Source organism: Nocardioides sp. Root151, assembly GCF_001427925.1.
GTDB lineage: Bacteria > Actinomycetota > Actinomycetes > Propionibacteriales > Nocardioidaceae > Nocardioides.
Genome location: NZ_LMGG01000001.1, coordinates 1,145,118 through 1,160,879, shown reverse-complemented (window position 1 = coordinate 1,160,879; position 15,762 = coordinate 1,145,118). Strand labels below are relative to the sequence as shown.

The window sequence follows — 15,762 nt, the reverse complement described above, 5'->3', positions numbered from 1 at the left end:
GGCCGGGCCCGTCCTGTTCCGGGACGGCTCTGTCAGCCCAACCGGCCGAGCATCTCCTGGGACTCGACGAGACCGGCGTCGGAGGGCGCGGCACCCTCGCCGAACACGCGCTGGTGCTGCTTGGTCCGCCACTCGAGGTGCGCCTCGCGGGGCCGGTCGTAGCCGTAGCGCTCGCGCGCCTCCGCCGGTGTGACGACCTCCGGGTTGGTGGGTGGTACGCCGAGCAGGATCGGCGTCACTACGGGCACGGTTGCCGGGGAGAGCAGGCCGAGCACGGCGAGCTCGATCCTCGGGTGCACCTGCACCAGCCACAGCGAGGCCTTCATGATCGGCAGCACGGCCACGTCGACCGCCCGCGACTGGCGCAGGCCGCCCATCTCGCGCATCCAGCGCGGCATGGTCGCGATCGTGGCCGCGCGGAGCACTGCGTTGACCGCCAGCATCCCCGGCCGGAGCAACAAGGGCGCCGGGGGCAGCATCACCTTGGCGTTGAGCAGGTGGTGCATCGCCTGCTTCGCGATGTCGGAGCCGAGCAGCTGGGGCCGCATCCGCTCGTAGTAGGCGTGCAGCTCCTCGCGGTTGCGCGGGATGTCGGACTGGTCGCAGGTCTGCAGCTCGGCGGCGACCCTGCACTCGGCCCAGTACTGCTCCTCGTCCTCGGCGGAGAGCTTGCCGGGTCCGTACATCTCGTAGGCCTTGAGGATCGAGTGCCACGCGGTCAGGTGGATCCACAGCTGCGACTCGGGGTCGTTGGCGTCGTACCGGATGCCGGTGACCTCGTCGGTGCCGATCGCCTTGGAGTGGATCTTGACCAGCACGTCGGCGACCTGGGAGGTCGAGCGCGAGTCGCCGAACGCGACCATCGCGAAGTAGCGCAGGGTGCGGTCGTAGCGGGTGCGCGGTCGCTTGTAGATGTCGTGGGTCTTGTCGACGGCCGCGATCAGGGCGGGGTCGAGCTCCTCGACGACGACCGCGCGCTGGAAGCCCACGGTCAGGGACGAGGGGTAGCTCCACACCTTCCAGGTCACGGAGTCGGGGCCGAAGAACCCGTAGTCCTCGTGGGGTTCGACCTGCTTGGTCCTGCGCATCGCGATGGCCATTGCGGCCCTCCTTCTCGTGTCGCGCCGCTCTCGGTGCCGGCGCCATGACCTAATTACTACACACATGTAGTAATTTGTGAAGGGTCGTCCACCTAAGGTGTTTCCCATGTCGTCACAGACGCAGCGCCGTCGCCCGTACGCCGCACGCGTGCCGATCGAGGAGCGCCGGGAGCAGATCCTCGACGCCGCGATCCGCATCATCGTGCGCGACGGCTACGACCGGGTGTCGATCGACGCGATCGCCAAGGAGGCCGGCGTCACCCGGCCCGTGGTGTACGGCGCCTACGACGGGCTCGGGCCGCTGCTGCTCGCCCTGCTCGACCGCCAGCAGGTCCGTGCGATGGCCCAGCTGCTGGCTGCCCTGCCCGACGAGGCCGACCCCGACGACCTCGACGCGCTGATCGACGTGACGGTCGCCACCATGGTGCGACAGCTGCGCGAGGACCCGCTGACCTGGCAGCCGATCCTGCTCGCCGGCCACGGCACCCCCGACGCCGTGCGCTCCCGCATCGACGCCGACCGTGAGTTGGTGCGCCACCACGTCGCCGTGCTCATCGACTCGGTCCTGCCCGGTTCGGACAGTGAGGTCCTGGCGCACGCGGTCCTCGCGGTCCTCGAGCACTTCGGCCGGCTCGTCCTCGAGGACCCCGACCGCTTCGACACCGACCGACTCGTCGCTGCCGTGCGCTCGGTCCTCGACCCGTTGATCCGACCTGCTGGTTGAGCCGGCGGGTTGAACCGTCGCCATCGGGGAAGGAGGCGGTCATGAGTGAACCCTCAGAGCTGAGCCGCCAGGCCTCCGTGATCCCGTACGTCGACTTCCACACGGGCGCCACGCGGCTGCTGTCGTTGAACCTCACCACCGGCAACGGCATGGTGCATTCGAAGTACCGCCCGCTGGCCAGCATCGACGGCCGGCAGTACGTCGTCGTGTGGGGACTCGTGTCGTTCGAGATCCCGGCCGACCGCAACGTGCACGTCAGCGTCCACCTCGAGGGCGACATCATCGGACAGGCCGCGTCTCTGATCCTGCCACCCGGTGACGCGCAGGTGCGCTACACCTATGAGACGCACTACGGCAGCGGGATCGGCTCGCTGACCCCGGCCTGACGCCGGACCGAAACTGCGGCAAGGCCGATCAAGCGGCCGGTCGCACCTGCCGCAGAGGATGGGTGACATGACCGCAACCGACACCTTCGTGGACTTCGTCGACCACCTCACCGAGGCGCTCGACGACCACGAGGCGACGGGTGAGGAGCTGGCCGCCAGGCTGCACTTCTCCCGGTTCCACTTCGACCGGATGATCCGGTCCGTGGCCGGCGAGCCACCCTCGGCCCTGCGCCGTCGAGTGCTCCTCGAGCGGGCGGCGTACCGCATGATCTCGACGAAGGCACCGCTGATCGACATCGCGGTCGAGGCCGGCTACGGCTCGCACGAGGCGTTCACCCGCGCCTTCGCGAAGGCCTACGGGACGACCCCGTCGGCCTGGCGCCGCAAGCCCGGTCACATCCAGATCGCCGCGCCCAGCGGCGTGCACTTCCACCCGCCGGCCAGCCTGCGCCTGCCGGCGAGAGACAAGGTGAGTTCGATGGATCTGTTGACGAAGATGGTGGAGCACCACGTCTGGCTGACCGGCGAGATGGTGCGACTGGCCGAGCGGCTCACCGACGAGCAGCTCGACCGGAGGATCGGGCTGGACGTCGACGAGGACGAGCAGACCATCCGCGCGCTGCTCTCCCGGCTGATCGGCCAGATGGGCATGTGGAACGCCGCGATGGCCAACCGCGACTACGACTGGTCCCTCGAGGACCACGAGTCGCTGGCCTCGATGCGGTCCAGGCTCGCCGACGAGGGGCCGACGTACCTCGCCCACGTGCGCGACGTGGTGGCCGCCGGGCGTCTCGACGACACGTTCGTGGACGCGATCTGCGAGCAGCCGGAGGTGTTCACCTACGGCGGGATGATCGCGCACGTGCTGACCTTCGCCGCCCACCGCCGCACCCTCGTGGTGCTGGCCCTGGACAGCCACGGCATCAGCGAGCTCGGCTGGGGCGACCCGATGCTGTGGGTGGCCCAGCCGACCGCCTGACGTCGAGGCCCCACTTGTGCGGTGGTGTGGACGGTTCGCCCGCGGCATGACGCGTGTGGAGCGACCGTGACCCCCGCGTTGCTCGAGGTGGGGGCGGGGACGGGGATGATGGCGCTCGTGGAGATCGCCTTTCAGCTCATCGTGCTGGCCGTGGCCGTCCTGGCCCTGACCGGCCTGGCCCAGCGCCTGGACTTCCCGGCCCCGATGCTGCTCATCGCGGCGGGCATCGCGGCCAGCTTCGTGCCCGTGGTCCCCGAAGTGCACCTCGACCACGACGTCGTGCTGCTGGGCCTGCTGCCACCACTGCTCTACAGCGCCGCGCTGTCGACCTCCCTGGTCGACTTCAACGCCAACCGCCGCTCGATCCTGTTGCTCTCGATCGGGCTGGTCATCTTCACCACGGCCGGCGTCGCGCTCGTCGTACACCTCCTGCTGCCGGGCGTCGGCTGGCCGGCCGCGATCGCGATCGGTGCCGTGGTGGCGCCGCCCGACGCGGTCGCCGCAACTGCCGTGGCCCGGCGCATCGGACTGCCCAGACGCGTGGTCACGATCCTCGAGGGCGAGTCGCTGCTCAACGACGCGACCGCGCTGGTCGCGTTGCGTACGGCGATCGCGGCGATGTCGGGCTCGGTCGCGTTGTACGACGTGGGCTGGGACTTCCTGCGCGCGGCGGTTGGTGGCGTCATCGTCGGACTGATCGCGTTCGTCGTGGTGGCCAAGGTCCGCAAGCTGATCACCGACTCGCTGCTCGACACCGGTGTGTCGCTGGTGACCCCGTTCGCGGCGTACCTCGCGGCGGAGCAGATCCACGCCAGCGGCGTGATCGCGGTGGTGGTGGCCGGCCTGCTGCTGGGCCACAAGGCGCCGGTGCTGCAGACCGCGCAGTCCCGCATCGCCGAGCGGATGAACTGGCGCACCCTCGCGTTCGTCCTGGAGAACACCGTCTTCCTGCTGATCGGCCTGCAGGGTCGCTGGATCGTCGAGGACGTCGCCGACAGCGAGCTGTCCGCCGGCCGGATCGCCCTGATCTGCGGCCTGTCGCTGATCGCGGTGATGGCGCTCCGGATGGTCTGGGTCTTCCCGCTGCGCTACCTGCTCACGTTGCCCAGCAGGGACAAGGTGGGCACGCACTGGACCAGCACGTTCGTGCTCGGCTGGGCCGGCATGCGCGGTGTCGTGACGCTGGCCGCGGCCTTCCTGATCCCCGAGCACACCGAGCACCGCGAGATCCTCCTGCTGATCGCCTTCACCGTCGTGGCTGGCACGCTCTTCCTCCAGGGGCTCTCGCTGCCGTGGGTGGCCCGCCGCCTCAAGGTGCCCTCGCCCGACCCGGCCGAGGAGGCGCTGGCCCGGGCGACCCTGCTCCACCAGGCCACCGCCGCGGGGCTCGAGGTCGTCGAGGACGTCGAGGACGACCCGCTCGGCGCGCTCGAGCTGATCAAGGCCCGCCTCGACCAGCGCAACTTCGCGGTGTGGGAGCAGCTCGGCAACCCCGACGGCGACCAGGAGACCCCGAGCCAGACGTATGCTCGACTGAGGCTCCAGATGATCGAGGCCGAGCGCACCAAGGTGCTCGAGGTGCGCAGCGGCGGGCAGGTGCCGCACAACGTCGTCCAGGAGGTGCTGTCCATGCTCGACATCGAGGAGTCCATGATCGACGTCGCGGTCGCCGACGGAGACCGGGTGCGGGCCACCCGCACCGAGGCGCGGGCGACCGGCGACCTCTGCGAGGACCTCACGCGCGACTTCGGTGACGTGTCCCCGGGCACGCCGGGCGAGTGCGCCGGCTGCCTGGAGGAGGGGACGTCGTGGGTGCACCTGCGGATGTGCCTGGACTGCGGGTACGTCGGCTGCTGCGACTCCTCACCCCGTCGTCATGCCTCGCTGCACTTCCAGGACACCGGCCACCGGGTGATGCGTTCCGTGGAGCCCGGGGAGTCGTGGCGCTGGTGCTTCGTGCACCACGTGACCGGCTGAGCTGCCCACCCTTCGAGCTGCCCGGGCGCCCCGTCCGGCCACCCGGACTTCGTCGGAAGTTTTCTTCGAGGAATTTCTCCGTTTCGGGTTGTCCGCTGGGCACGGGGCGCTATAGTTTTCAACGACGCGCCAACCGGGACCCGAGACCCGGTTGGCGCGTTCTGTATTTCCGGGAAGTTGCGGTCCGCCTCGTGCGCAGGACGCCGCAGCGAGTCTCATGATGTGGATGGAGTGTCCATTCCGCGAGATTCGGACTTCGCCCCCGATCGTGCCCCGCGTACTGTTGCCCGCATGTTCACGACCATGCTGACCAAGCGCCGCGCAGTGGATCACTGCCGCACGCGCTCGGCGCTGTGTCGAATGTCCTGACGGGACGCAATCTCCCGAGCTGAGCAGGCCTGGCCGATCACGGCCGTGTGCCGCCATGTCGCTCGCTCCTGCGTCCCGTGCCTAATGGCACAAAGTCGACTAAGATTCAGGACAATTCCTCAGGAGTGCAATGAGCCAGCAGATCGATCCGCGCGCACCACAGTTCAACGCTGTGGTGACTGCGGTCGTGCTCGCCGTCGTACTTCTGACCGCACCGAACGCCCTCGGCGTCGCGCTGCTCGGCGTACAGGCCGTGTTGTTCGCGATCGGTGCCGGCCTCGGAGTCCGGAAGACCCCTCACGCATGGGTGTTCCGCAACCTGATCCGCCCTCGACTGGCTGCCCCCCAAGAACTCGAGGACGCCGCACCTCCGCGCTTCGCCCAGGCCGTCGGCCTGGCGTTCGCGGCGGTCGGTCTCCTCGGATACCTCACCGGCGCCACGCTCGTGGGGGACATCGCGGTCGGCTTCGCGCTGGCCGCGGCACTGCTGAACGCGGTCTTCGCGTTCTGCCTCGGTTGCGAGATGTACCTCCTCGGACGGCGACTGCACGGGCGACTCGCCCGCCGCAGCGCCACGCCGGCAACCAACTGACACGCTGCACCCAACGGAAAAAGAGAGATAGCACTATGAGCCGCGAAGACACCCTTGTCTCCACCCAGTGGGCCGAGGACAACATCGACAACGACCAGGTCGTCCTCATCGAGGTCGACGAGGACACCACGTCCTACGACAAGGGCCACATCCGTGGCGCCATCAAGTTCGACTGGTCCGTCGACCTGCAGGACCAGGTCCGCCGCGACATCATCAACAAGGAGGGCTTCGAGGCCCTGCTCTCCAAGAACGGCGTCAGCAACGACCACACCGTGGTGCTGTACGGCGGCAACAACAACTGGTTCGCCGCCTACGCGTACTGGTACTTCAAGCTCTACGGCCACAACGACGTCAAGCTGATCGACGGTGGCCGCAAGAAGTGGGAGCTCGAGTCCCGCGAGCTCACCCAGGACGTGCCCGAGCGCACCGCCGCGACGTACACCGCGCAGGAGCTCGACACCACCAAGCGCGCCAACCGTGACGACGTCGTCGCCGCCATCGGCGCCAAGAACCTGGTCGACGTCCGCAGCCCCGACGAGTACGCCGGGCGCCTGCTCGCCCCGGCCCACCTCCCGCAGGAGCAGGCCCAGCGCGCCGGCCACCCGCCGACCGCCGCCAACATCCCCTGGAGCAAGGCGGCCAACGACGACGGCACCTTCAAGTCCAACGACGAGCTCACCAAGATCTACGAAGAGGCCGGCGTCGACTTCTCCAAGGACACCATCGCCTACTGCCGCATCGGTGAGCGCTCGTCGCACACCTGGGTCGTGCTGCACGAGCTCCTCGGCTACGAGAACACCCGCAACTACGACGGTTCCTGGGTCGAGTACGGCTCCCTCGTCGGCGTCCCGATCGTCCTCGGTGACGAGCGCGGCGAAGCCTGATCCCATCCCCGCTGGTTGAGGAGGTCGCCCCGCGACCGTCTCGAAACCAGGCATCCCCGCTGGTTGAGGAGGTCGCCCCGCGACCGTCTCGAAACCAGGCCGAACCACGAAGGAAACAACATGTGCGGTGCAGTTGAAGGCGGCCTCTCCCTCGACGGGGTAGACGTCGCGAAGGAAGCAGTGGTCCAGGGCCAGGTCACCCGTGACGGTGAGCCGGTCGGCAACGCCTACGTGCGTCTGCTGGACAAGAGTGGCGAGTTCACCGCCGAGGTGCCGACCTCGGCGACCGGTCACTTCCGGTTCTTCGCCAACGACGGCGAGTGGACCCTGCGCACGCTGGCCGCCAAGGCCGACGTCGTGGACACGAAGGTGACCGCGGCCGTGGGCTCGGTGGCCGAGGTGGCCATCGCCATCTGATCCACCCCGCCCCTGTGGGTGTCATTCGGCCCGTCGCGCTTCGTGCGCGGCGGGCCGATCTGCGTCGTACGGGCCCCGGTGGTCGAGGAACGAGGAACCAGCTCGAAACCCGCCCCCGTCGCAGGCCGTCACATTTCGGGCACCCCGTCGTTGATCCTCCGCAATGCTTCCACGAAGGGGATCGGCGTGACATCAGACCTGCGCATCGGCGTCATCGGTTGTGGCTACCTCGGTGCCACCACGGCGTCGTGCCTGGCCGCCCTGGGTTTCCACGTGATCGCCCAGGACATCAGCACCGAACGCATCGCCGCACTCTCTGCCGGACAGACCCCGTTCTTCGAGCCCGGCCTCGACGACCTGGTCGCCGAGGGCGTCGCCTCGGGTCGGCTCGAGTTCACCCACGACCTCGAGAAGGTCGCCGACCACGCCGATGCGATCTTCCTCTGCCTCGGCACTCCCCAGGTGCACGGCGAGCTGCAGGCCGACCTGAGCCAGTTCGAGTCCGCCTGCGCCTCGCTCTTCCCGCTGCTCACCAGGCCGGTCGTGGTGATCGGCAAGTCGACCACGCCCGTCGGGTCCGCGGCGCGGTTCCGTGAGGAGGCCCGGGCCCTGGCGCCGGCCGGCGACGCGCTCGAGCTGTGCTGGAACCCCGAGTTCCTCCAGGAGGGCAACGCGATCCGCAACACCCTCCACCCCGACCGCATCGTGATCGGGCTGCACCCCGACGACAGCCGCTCCGAGGCCGTCGTACGCCGCATCTTCGCGACGCCGATCGCCGAGGACGGCGTACCCGTCATCACCACCGACCTCCAGACCGCCGAGCTCGTGAAGGCCAGCGCGAACGCCTTCCTGGCCACGAAGATCTCGTTCATCAACGCGATGTCCGAGGTCTGTACGGCGGCCGGTGGCGACGTGGTCACGCTCAGTGAGGCGCTGAGCCACGACGTACGCATCGGTGGGCGGTTCCTCCACCCGGGCCTCGGGTTCGGCGGCGGGTGCCTGCCCAAGGACATCCGCGCGTTCATGGCGCGCGCGTCCGAGATCGGCGTGCCCCACGCGCTCGGCTTCCTGCACGAGGTCGACATGATCAACCGCCGCTGCCGCGAGCACGTGGTGGCGCTGGCCGAGACCCTGCTCGACGGCGACGTGCGCGAGAAGCGGATCACCATCCTCGGCGCCGCGTTCAAGCCCGGCTCCGATGACATCCGCGACTCGCCTGCGCTCGACGTGGCCGGCCAGCTGCACCTGGCCGGGGCCGACGTCGTCGTCCACGACCCGCGCGCGATCGAGCCGGCCCGGCGCGAGCGTCCCAAGCTCGAGTACGCCGAGGACCTGGTGAAGGCCTGTCACGAGGCCGACCTCGTGATGCTGCTGACCGACTGGGCCGACTACGTCGAGCTCGACCCGGCCGAGCTGGTCGACATCGTGCGGCGCCCGGTGATCATCGACGCCCGGCACTGCCTCGACCCGGCCGCCTGGATCGCCGCGGGCTTCGACTACCGATCCCTGGGGCGCCACCAGTTCGCCTGAACCCAGACCAGCCTGGGCGCTGGCGGGCCGTCGGGGGGCCCGCCAGCGCACGGGTCTGCCCCGGTCCGATGCTCCGGACCGCTCAGTCGCAGAACGTGCCGACGGCGGTCCAGCCGCCCAGGTTCTCGTCGTCGGTGCCGAGGATCCCCGCGGAGCCCTTGCAGGCGATTGCCTCGACCTTGTGGCCCGGATAGGTCCCGAGCGAGACGGGTGCCACGATCGCGAGCTGCGCGCGACCGGAGCCGAGCCTGACTGTTCCGACCGCGTACAGAGCCGTGTCGAAGGGGCCGTTGTTGCCGTTGTCGGAGGCGCTCGAGATCACGATGCGCCCGTCGGAGAGCACCCTGGTGTCACTGATCGGACGCACGTTGGTGGTCGGGAACGGCACCGAGACACTCGCCTGCGCCACGGCACCGAAGGCGCTGGTGGACGGGTTGAACGTGGCGGCGAACAACCTCCCCGGCGTCGTCGTCGAGCCACGGTTGGCCCACACGGCGACCGTCGTCGTGCCGAAGCGGGTGAGCGCGAACGACTCGTTCTCGACCCTGCCGGCCGGAAGGGTGAAGCTGCGGACGACTTTCAGCGTGGTTCCCGAGATCGTGATGATCCGCCCGGCGCCCGTGCTCGTGACCACCGCGTACCGGTTGGCCTGCGCGGGCACCGCATCGATGGCCTCCAGGTCGGACGGCGCGGTGCCCGGCCAGGTCAGGTTGGTGACGACATGGGCGTCGCTCAGCAGCGCCACCCGGTTCTGGCCGCTGGTCTTGTTGTCGCGCACGATCACCCAGCCCGAGGCCGCGGGAGCGATGCCGCTGACCCCCTGCGTGATGCCGGTGCCGACCCGCGTCCAGGTCACGTCCCCGGACGCGCCGGCCGGGGAGAGGAGCAGGACGACCGACACCCCGGCGGCGACAGCCTTGCCCAGGAGTCGCTGCCTCATGTCCGGAGCGTAGGTCGTGGCGTCGGTCCTCGGCCTCCCCAGAACGGGTCATCTTCGAGCCGCCCACGCGGTCCGGTCGTGGGCATCGAGAGTGACTTCTGTGTCGGGTTGCGGCCCGAGACTCGACGCAGAATTCACTCTCGGTGGTCATCGCGGAGTTGCGCGTCGCGCGCGGTCAGGCGGAGCCTGTGGATGACGGCGCGCGCGTTCGCTCCGGTTCAGGCACGCTCGGGCCATGCACCTGCCACCCGATCCCCTCGCCGGGGTTCGACGCGTCCTCCCGCCCCCCAGGCTGGGGCGGCCGCGCCTGGTCGTGCCGATGAAGATCGACGCATCAGGTAGGGATGGGCCCACTCCGGGACAGGCGCGAGGACGCCGATGGAGACGAACGGGGCCCGGTCGCGTGCTGCCTGCCGATGCGGTCTTCGAGCAACCCGAACAGCGCATCATCGAGGCGGTCGCTCACCTGCCGCCGGGGTTCGCGGTCACCGGCTGGGCCAGTCTGCACCTGGCGGGCGCGCGCTACTTCGACGGCACAGTGCGGCCCGGCGTCGAGCTTCCGGTGCAGGTGATCACCCCGACGCAACGGGTGCACGGCAACGTCGCGTTCACGAGGGCGGCCGTGCACCCGTCCGAGATCGTCCTGCGATACGGGGTGCCGTGCACCGACGTGCACCGGGCCCTGACCGACGAGATCTGTGCGGCCATCGACGTACGCCGTGCCGTGGCCGACATCGACATGGTCCTCCACGCCGAGCTCACCTCACGCGCGAGATTCGCCACGTACCTGGCCGCCGTACCTCCGCGCCGTGGCATCCAGCAGGCTCGACGTGCCCTCGCCTTGGCGGTGGAAGGGGCGGAGTCTCGCCAGGAGACCGCAATGCGTCTGGTGTGGCAGGAGGACGCAGGACTGCCCCCTCCGCTGAGCAATCGCGACGTCTACGGCCCGGCAGGGCAGCACCTGGCCCGACCTGACCTGCTGGCGCCGGGGCTCGGCGTGGTCGGGGAGTACGACGGGCTGCATCACGCGCAGACCGCACGGCGCAGTCGTGACATTTCTCGTGAGACGCGGTTGCGTACCCACGGGCTCGAGTTCTTCAGCTTCGTCGCCGGTGAACTGCATGACCGACGAGCTGCCGTACGACGCATGGTGGCAGCCGTGACCAGGGCGGGGAAGGCGCGTCTGCCGCAGACGTGGACCCTCGAGCCTCCGGACGGCGTACCGCCGCTCACGCTGGACGAACGCATCCGGGCCCGTGAGCTGGGCAGGGATGGGGAGCGGGTGACCAGGGAGATGCCGCGGTGGCCGTTCCCGCACCGAGAGTGAACTGTGTGTCGGGTCTGAGTCGCGGACCCGACATGAACTTCACTCTCGGCGGTCGAGGGACGCGAACCTTGTCAGCGGGTGACGTCGGGGTGGGTGCGGAACCACTCGATCGTGCGACGCAGGCCCTCCTCGGCGGAGATCTGCGGTTCCCAGCCCAGCTCGCGGGTGGCCAGGGTGATGTCGGGGCGGCGGACGGTCGGGTCGTCGACGGGCCGCTCGATGTGCACCGTCTCGGAGGACGACCCGACCAGCTTCACGATCCACTGGGCCAGGTCGAGCATCGAGATCTCGTGCGGGTTGCCGATGTTGACCGGCCCCGGGATCGACGCGCGGGTCAGCGCGAGGATGCCGTCGACCAGGTCGTCGACGTAGCAGATCGACCTCGTCTGGCTGCCGTCGCCGGCGAGCGTGATCGGCTCGCCACGCAACGACTGGCGCACGAAGTTGGGGATCGCGCGGCCGTCGTTCGGGCGCATCCGCGGGCCGAAGGTGTTGAAGATGCGCACGATGCCGGTGTTGGTGCCGTACGTCGTACGGAAGCCGGTCACCAGCGCCTCGGAGAACCGCTTCGCCTCGTCGTACACACTGCGCGGGCCGACCGGGTTGACGTAGCCCCAGTAGTCCTCGTGCTGTGGGTGGATCTGCGGGTCGCCGTACACCTCGGACGTCGAGGCCATGATGAAGCGGGCGTCATTCGCGCGGGCCAGCTCGAGGCCGTTCAGGGTGCCGAGCGAGCCGACCTTGAGAGTCTCGATCGGGAACTCGAGATAGTCGATCGGCGAGGCCGGTGAGGCGAAGTGCAGCACGACGTCGACCGGTCCCTCGACGGGGATGCCGTCGGAGACGTCGGCCTCGACCAGCGAGAACAACGGGGTGCCCGACAGGTGCTCGACGTTGGACTCCGAGCCGGTGATGAAGTTGTCGACCGCGACGACCTCGTGTCCTTCCCCGACCAGCCGCTCACACAGGTGCGACCCGAGGAATCCGGCGCCGCCCAGGACGACGACGCGCTGTTGGTTGCCCACTTCGATCTACTCCTCAACTACGACCGGGCAGAGCGCCCGGAAAGCTTGTGCCCGGCGACGGCGTTGCCGGTGACACCGGGGCCGTTGCCAGCAGGGACTCCAGTGCGGCCGTGAAGTCGGCCACGGGGACGGTGATGTCATCCTGTACGCCGCCCATCGGGTTGCCCTCGCGCACCGGGCGGCCAGACGTGCCGACCAGGAAGGCGTACGTCGACTCCGGGATGTTCGACGCGATCGCCCAGAAGCACTTGTTCAGGTAGCGCGGTGCGAACAGCTCGAGCACGCGCACGCCGGGCGAGCAGAAGTTCAGGTTGGTCAGCGCGGCACCGTGGGGCGCGACGATCACCGACGCCGCGGCGAAGTGGTCGATCTGCTCCTGCACGGACAGCGCGCCGCAGTCGATCTTCACGAAGCCCTGTCGCTCGAGGACCGCGAAGATCTCGTCCTCGTTGACCAGGCGCCGGGTGTTCCTCGCCGACCCACGCGTGATGTAGATGCGGTCGGGCAGGGTCGAGGCGGCGGCGCTCGGAGGCAGGTTCGTCGAGAGCCACCGCGTCGTCCACGGGGGCGCCATCGTGTCGGGGTTCGACATCGAGGGCACCAGCAACGTGTCGGGCCTCAGCGCCAGGTGCTTGGCCGGCTGCAGGGTCGAGACCGTGTCGAGGCCGAGCATGCCGAGCAGCTGCTCCTGGTAGCGCGAGCCGCGGCTGAGCAGAAAGTGGTCGGGCAGGTCCCCGGGCCGGGCCTCCTGGTGGACGCCCCAACGCGGGAGCAGGTCCATCACGAAGTGGTAGTAGTTGCCGCCCGTGCCGCGGGTGGCGAGTGACAGCAGCGACCCGTCGACCGGGGTGACCGGCGGCATCCGCCGGCGCAGGTAGATCGGGTGCTCCTGCCAGCCGTTGACGCCGTAGTACTCCGACGTCTCGTAGTCGAGCACACCCCGTGGTGTCACGTGTGCCGCGTAGTCGCCGACGACGAGCCCGTTCTCGATCGTGAGGAGGAACCGGCGCGGTTCGTCGTACGACCCGAGGCCGCGCCAGAACCAGTGACCGGTCGGCTCGAGGCGTGGGGCCGGGCGCGCCGGCGCCAGGGGTTGTACGACGGCCGCCGGGTCGAGGCGGCACGTCTCGTCGACCGACTCGGTCCCGGTCCACGGCACTGCCCGCATCGACCTGTCGCCAGTTTCGGCTCGGGCCACGAACTGGCGACGGGTCGGCACGAACTGGCGACGGGTCAGCGCGCCGACGCGACGGGTGGCGAAGCGGTGCGCGCGCTTGACCACCGGGAAGGCCGGCTCGAGCCAGTTGGGCAGTCGGGACACGTCAGCGCGCCAACCAGACGGTGCCCTGGCGCGGGCCGGCTGGCTCGTGGCGGCGCAGGGTGAAGCCGCACGAGGTGAAGAACGCGTGCAGCTCGTCCCACGAGTGGCCCGGCACGTCGTGGTACTCCATGACCACGCGCGAGACCGACGCCCAGTCGGAGGGCGAGGAGCCCAGGACGATGTCGTACTCAGCGCCCTCGGTGTCGATCTTGACCAGGTCGACCCGCCCCCCGGCAGCGGCGACGGCTGCCGCGAAGCGGATGCACGGCACCTCGACCAGGGTGCCATCGGGAGCAGTCAGCCCGTTCAGGCCGGAGGCCTGGCCGTTGTCGTTGAACGAGATCGTGCCCTCGTGGTCGGAGACCGCGGTGGCGTGGACCGTGATCGACGCGGAGAAGCCGTTGTCGGTCACGTTGCGGCGCAGCCACGCGGCGGTCGACGGCGACGCCTCGTAGGCGTGCACCTGCACCCGCTTGGCGGCACGCACCAGGGCAAGTGAGAAGCACCCGACCTGGCCGCCGATGTCGAGGGCGACCAGCGACGGTGGAAGGCCCGAGATCGTCTCCTTCATGCGGTAGGTGTCCTCGGAGAACACCTCGTAGATCGGCACCCGGGCACCGGCCACGTTGGGGCAGGAGACGGTGCCGCCGCCGCGCAGCCGGTAGGTCAGCGACGACCGCGCCCACGGCGTCCGCGCGGAGGCGAGGTTGAACAGCAGCGACGCGCCGTTGGCGTACTGCAGGGTCTGCCTCACGCGGCGTGCGGCGAGGGCGGGACGGCGGCTCACATGATCTCCGGGGTGTGGGTGGGGGCGCGATGCTTGCCCGCGGTGAACGACTGCTCCCAGGCAGTCAGGTTGGTCGCGGAGCGCCGCGACGACGGGGCGCCCGAAACTGGCGACGGGTCGCCCAAAACTGGCGACGGGTCGCCCCGAACTGGCGACGGGTCGGCGGGAACGTCGTCGTCCGAGTAGACGGCAGCCAGTGCGGCCAGCGCCAGGCCGGCCCAGACGAACCTGTCCCACAGTGAGTTCGTGATCACCGCGACCGCTGCGTACGCCAGCGGCACGTAGCCCAGTCGCCGCAACGGGCCGGGCCGGAACAGTGGCACGACGAGGTTCCAGAGCACCATCACGAAGGCCACCGCGCCGAAGATGCCGATGCCCACCGCGACCTGCAGGTAGACGTTGTGCGCGTCGAGTGCGGTGATGTCGAATCCGTTGCCCTGCAAGGGTTTTGCGAGAAACTCCTGGACGCCGGTGGTGAACGCGCGCTCGCGGGCCTGGTCGGAGTACGACGCGGTCGAGTCGCCCTTCAGCCGGGCCAGCGCCGAGCTCTCGCCGGCGATCGAGATCAGCCAGTTCAGCGATGCCAGGCCGAGGATCGCCGCCGACACCACGAGGTACGCCGACAGCACCGAGCGCTCCACGAGCGGGTAGAGCACCGCCAGCATCACCATGCCGAGGAGCGAGGCCCGCGAACCGGAGAGGATCGCGCTGGCGATCACCGCGCCGCCCGCCGCCCAGACCAGCAACCGCATGCCGGTGGTCTCGTAGCGGGAGTAGAGGTGGATCAACATCGCGAACGACATCAGGGCGCCGAGTGCGAAGAAGTTCGTGTGCGTGGTCAGGCCCATGTAGCGGCCGTTGGGGTTGGCCCCGACCACCATGCCGCCGACCAGGCTGATCACCTGCCCGGCCACGAACGACCACGCCAACCCGTCGATCAGCTTGATCGAGGGTCGCCACCACAGGAACAGGAAAGGCAGTACGACGACCGCGGCGACGAGCCGGAACCCGTAGTTGAGGCTCATCAGTGGCGCCTCGTTGAGCAGCGACGCGATCACGGTGAGGACCAGGATCAGGCTGCCCGCGACGGCGAAACCGGTCGGCACCCGGGACTTGCGCATCAGCATCGTCGGCACCAGCAGTCCGAAGCCGGCGGCGAAGAACAGGTCGCTGAACGTCACGAAGTTGACGGCCTCGGCGGGACGCACGTTGTTGAGCGGTGCGAACACCATCGCCGCGATCATGGCAAGGGTGCCGAGGCGCTCGGTGCCGAGGGCGACCAGCATGGTGAGCCCGACGGCGAGGACCACCGCCAGGATCATCGTGATCGTGTTGACGGAGGCCAGCGCCAGCAGGCCGGCCAGGACCAGCAGGCCCGAACCGTAGGTGGCGACAGGCTTCATC

The 15,762-nt window shown here is 69.4% G+C and carries 15 protein-coding genes; 9 read left to right on the top strand and 6 right to left on the bottom strand.

The window, feature by feature from the left end; all coding sequences use genetic code 11:
* Nucleotides 1-32: 32 nt before the first annotated feature.
* Entirely contained in the window at nt 33-1,100 is a 1,068-nt protein-coding gene (locus ASD66_RS05510; protein ID WP_056890250.1) for an oxygenase MpaB family protein, read from the bottom strand.
* Between the two features lie 106 nt (nt 1,101-1,206).
* Between ASD66_RS05510 and ASD66_RS05505 the strand changes: the two genes are divergently transcribed.
* From ASD66_RS05505 to ASD66_RS05470, 8 genes are all read left to right on the top strand, one after another.
* A complete protein-coding gene (locus tag ASD66_RS05505) occupies nt 1,207-1,824 on the top strand; it encodes a TetR/AcrR family transcriptional regulator (protein ID WP_056890249.1) in 618 nt (205 codons plus the stop codon).
* A gap of 41 nt (nt 1,825-1,865) precedes the next feature.
* Nucleotides 1,866-2,210 (top strand): hypothetical protein, encoded by a 345-nt coding sequence (locus ASD66_RS05500; RefSeq protein WP_056688623.1) that lies wholly within the window; start codon nt 1,866-1,868, stop codon nt 2,208-2,210.
* A 67-nt stretch (nt 2,211-2,277) separates the two neighbouring features.
* Nucleotides 2,278-3,189, top strand: a complete 912-nt coding sequence (locus ASD66_RS05495) for a helix-turn-helix domain-containing protein (protein WP_056688618.1) — start codon at nt 2,278-2,280, stop codon at nt 3,187-3,189.
* A gap of 66 nt (nt 3,190-3,255) precedes the next feature.
* Nucleotides 3,256-5,166, top strand: coding sequence for a Na+/H+ antiporter (locus ASD66_RS05490; RefSeq protein ID WP_235529965.1), 1,911 nt, complete (start codon nt 3,256-3,258; stop codon nt 5,164-5,166).
* A gap of 499 nt (nt 5,167-5,665) precedes the next feature.
* Entirely contained in the window at nt 5,666-6,127 is a 462-nt protein-coding gene (locus ASD66_RS05485) for a DUF4395 domain-containing protein (RefSeq protein ID WP_056688615.1), read from the top strand.
* Nucleotides 6,128-6,162: 35 nt separating this feature from the next.
* Entirely contained in the window at nt 6,163-7,011 is an 849-nt protein-coding gene (locus tag ASD66_RS05480; RefSeq protein WP_056688612.1) for a sulfurtransferase, read from the top strand.
* 120 nt (nt 7,012-7,131) lie between these two features.
* Entirely contained in the window at nt 7,132-7,428 is a 297-nt protein-coding gene (locus tag ASD66_RS05475) for a DUF1416 domain-containing protein (RefSeq protein ID WP_056688609.1), read from the top strand.
* 186 nt (nt 7,429-7,614) lie between these two features.
* Nucleotides 7,615-8,958, top strand: coding sequence for a UDP-glucose dehydrogenase family protein (locus ASD66_RS05470; protein WP_235529964.1), 1,344 nt, complete (start codon nt 7,615-7,617; stop codon nt 8,956-8,958).
* 82 nt (nt 8,959-9,040) lie between these two features.
* Here the strand turns inward: ASD66_RS05470 and ASD66_RS05465 are convergent, their stop codons facing one another.
* Nucleotides 9,041-9,898 carry a hypothetical protein gene (locus ASD66_RS05465; protein ID WP_056890248.1) on the bottom strand — a complete coding sequence of 286 codons (858 nt, stop codon included), beginning with the start codon at nt 9,896-9,898 and terminating at the stop codon, nt 9,041-9,043.
* A gap of 403 nt (nt 9,899-10,301) precedes the next feature.
* On the opposite strand from ASD66_RS05465, the gene ASD66_RS05460 reads away from it, so the two are divergent.
* Nucleotides 10,302-11,225, top strand: a complete 924-nt coding sequence (locus ASD66_RS05460) for a hypothetical protein (protein WP_056890247.1) — start codon at nt 10,302-10,304, stop codon at nt 11,223-11,225.
* A gap of 71 nt (nt 11,226-11,296) precedes the next feature.
* Here ASD66_RS05460 and ASD66_RS05455 read toward each other — a convergent pair whose 3' ends face one another.
* The 4 genes from ASD66_RS05455 to ASD66_RS05440 are packed head-to-tail and all read right to left on the bottom strand — an operon-like array spanning nt 11,297 to nt 15,761.
* Nucleotides 11,297-12,250, bottom strand: coding sequence for a UDP-glucuronic acid decarboxylase family protein (locus ASD66_RS05455; RefSeq protein ID WP_056890246.1), 954 nt, complete (start codon nt 12,248-12,250; stop codon nt 11,297-11,299).
* A 13-nt stretch (nt 12,251-12,263) separates the two neighbouring features.
* Nucleotides 12,264-13,571, bottom strand: a complete 1,308-nt coding sequence (locus ASD66_RS05450) for a glycosyltransferase family 61 protein (protein ID WP_056890245.1) — start codon at nt 13,569-13,571, stop codon at nt 12,264-12,266.
* Between the two features lies 1 nt (nt 13,572).
* Nucleotides 13,573-14,358 carry an FkbM family methyltransferase gene (locus ASD66_RS05445; RefSeq protein ID WP_056688596.1) on the bottom strand — a complete coding sequence of 262 codons (786 nt, stop codon included), beginning with the start codon at nt 14,356-14,358 and terminating at the stop codon, nt 13,573-13,575.
* Entirely contained in the window at nt 14,355-15,761 is a 1,407-nt protein-coding gene (locus tag ASD66_RS05440; protein ID WP_056890244.1) for an O-antigen ligase family protein, read from the bottom strand. The genes ASD66_RS05445 and ASD66_RS05440 overlap by 4 nt, the downstream gene beginning before the upstream one ends.
* Nucleotide 15,762 lies beyond the last annotated feature (1 nt).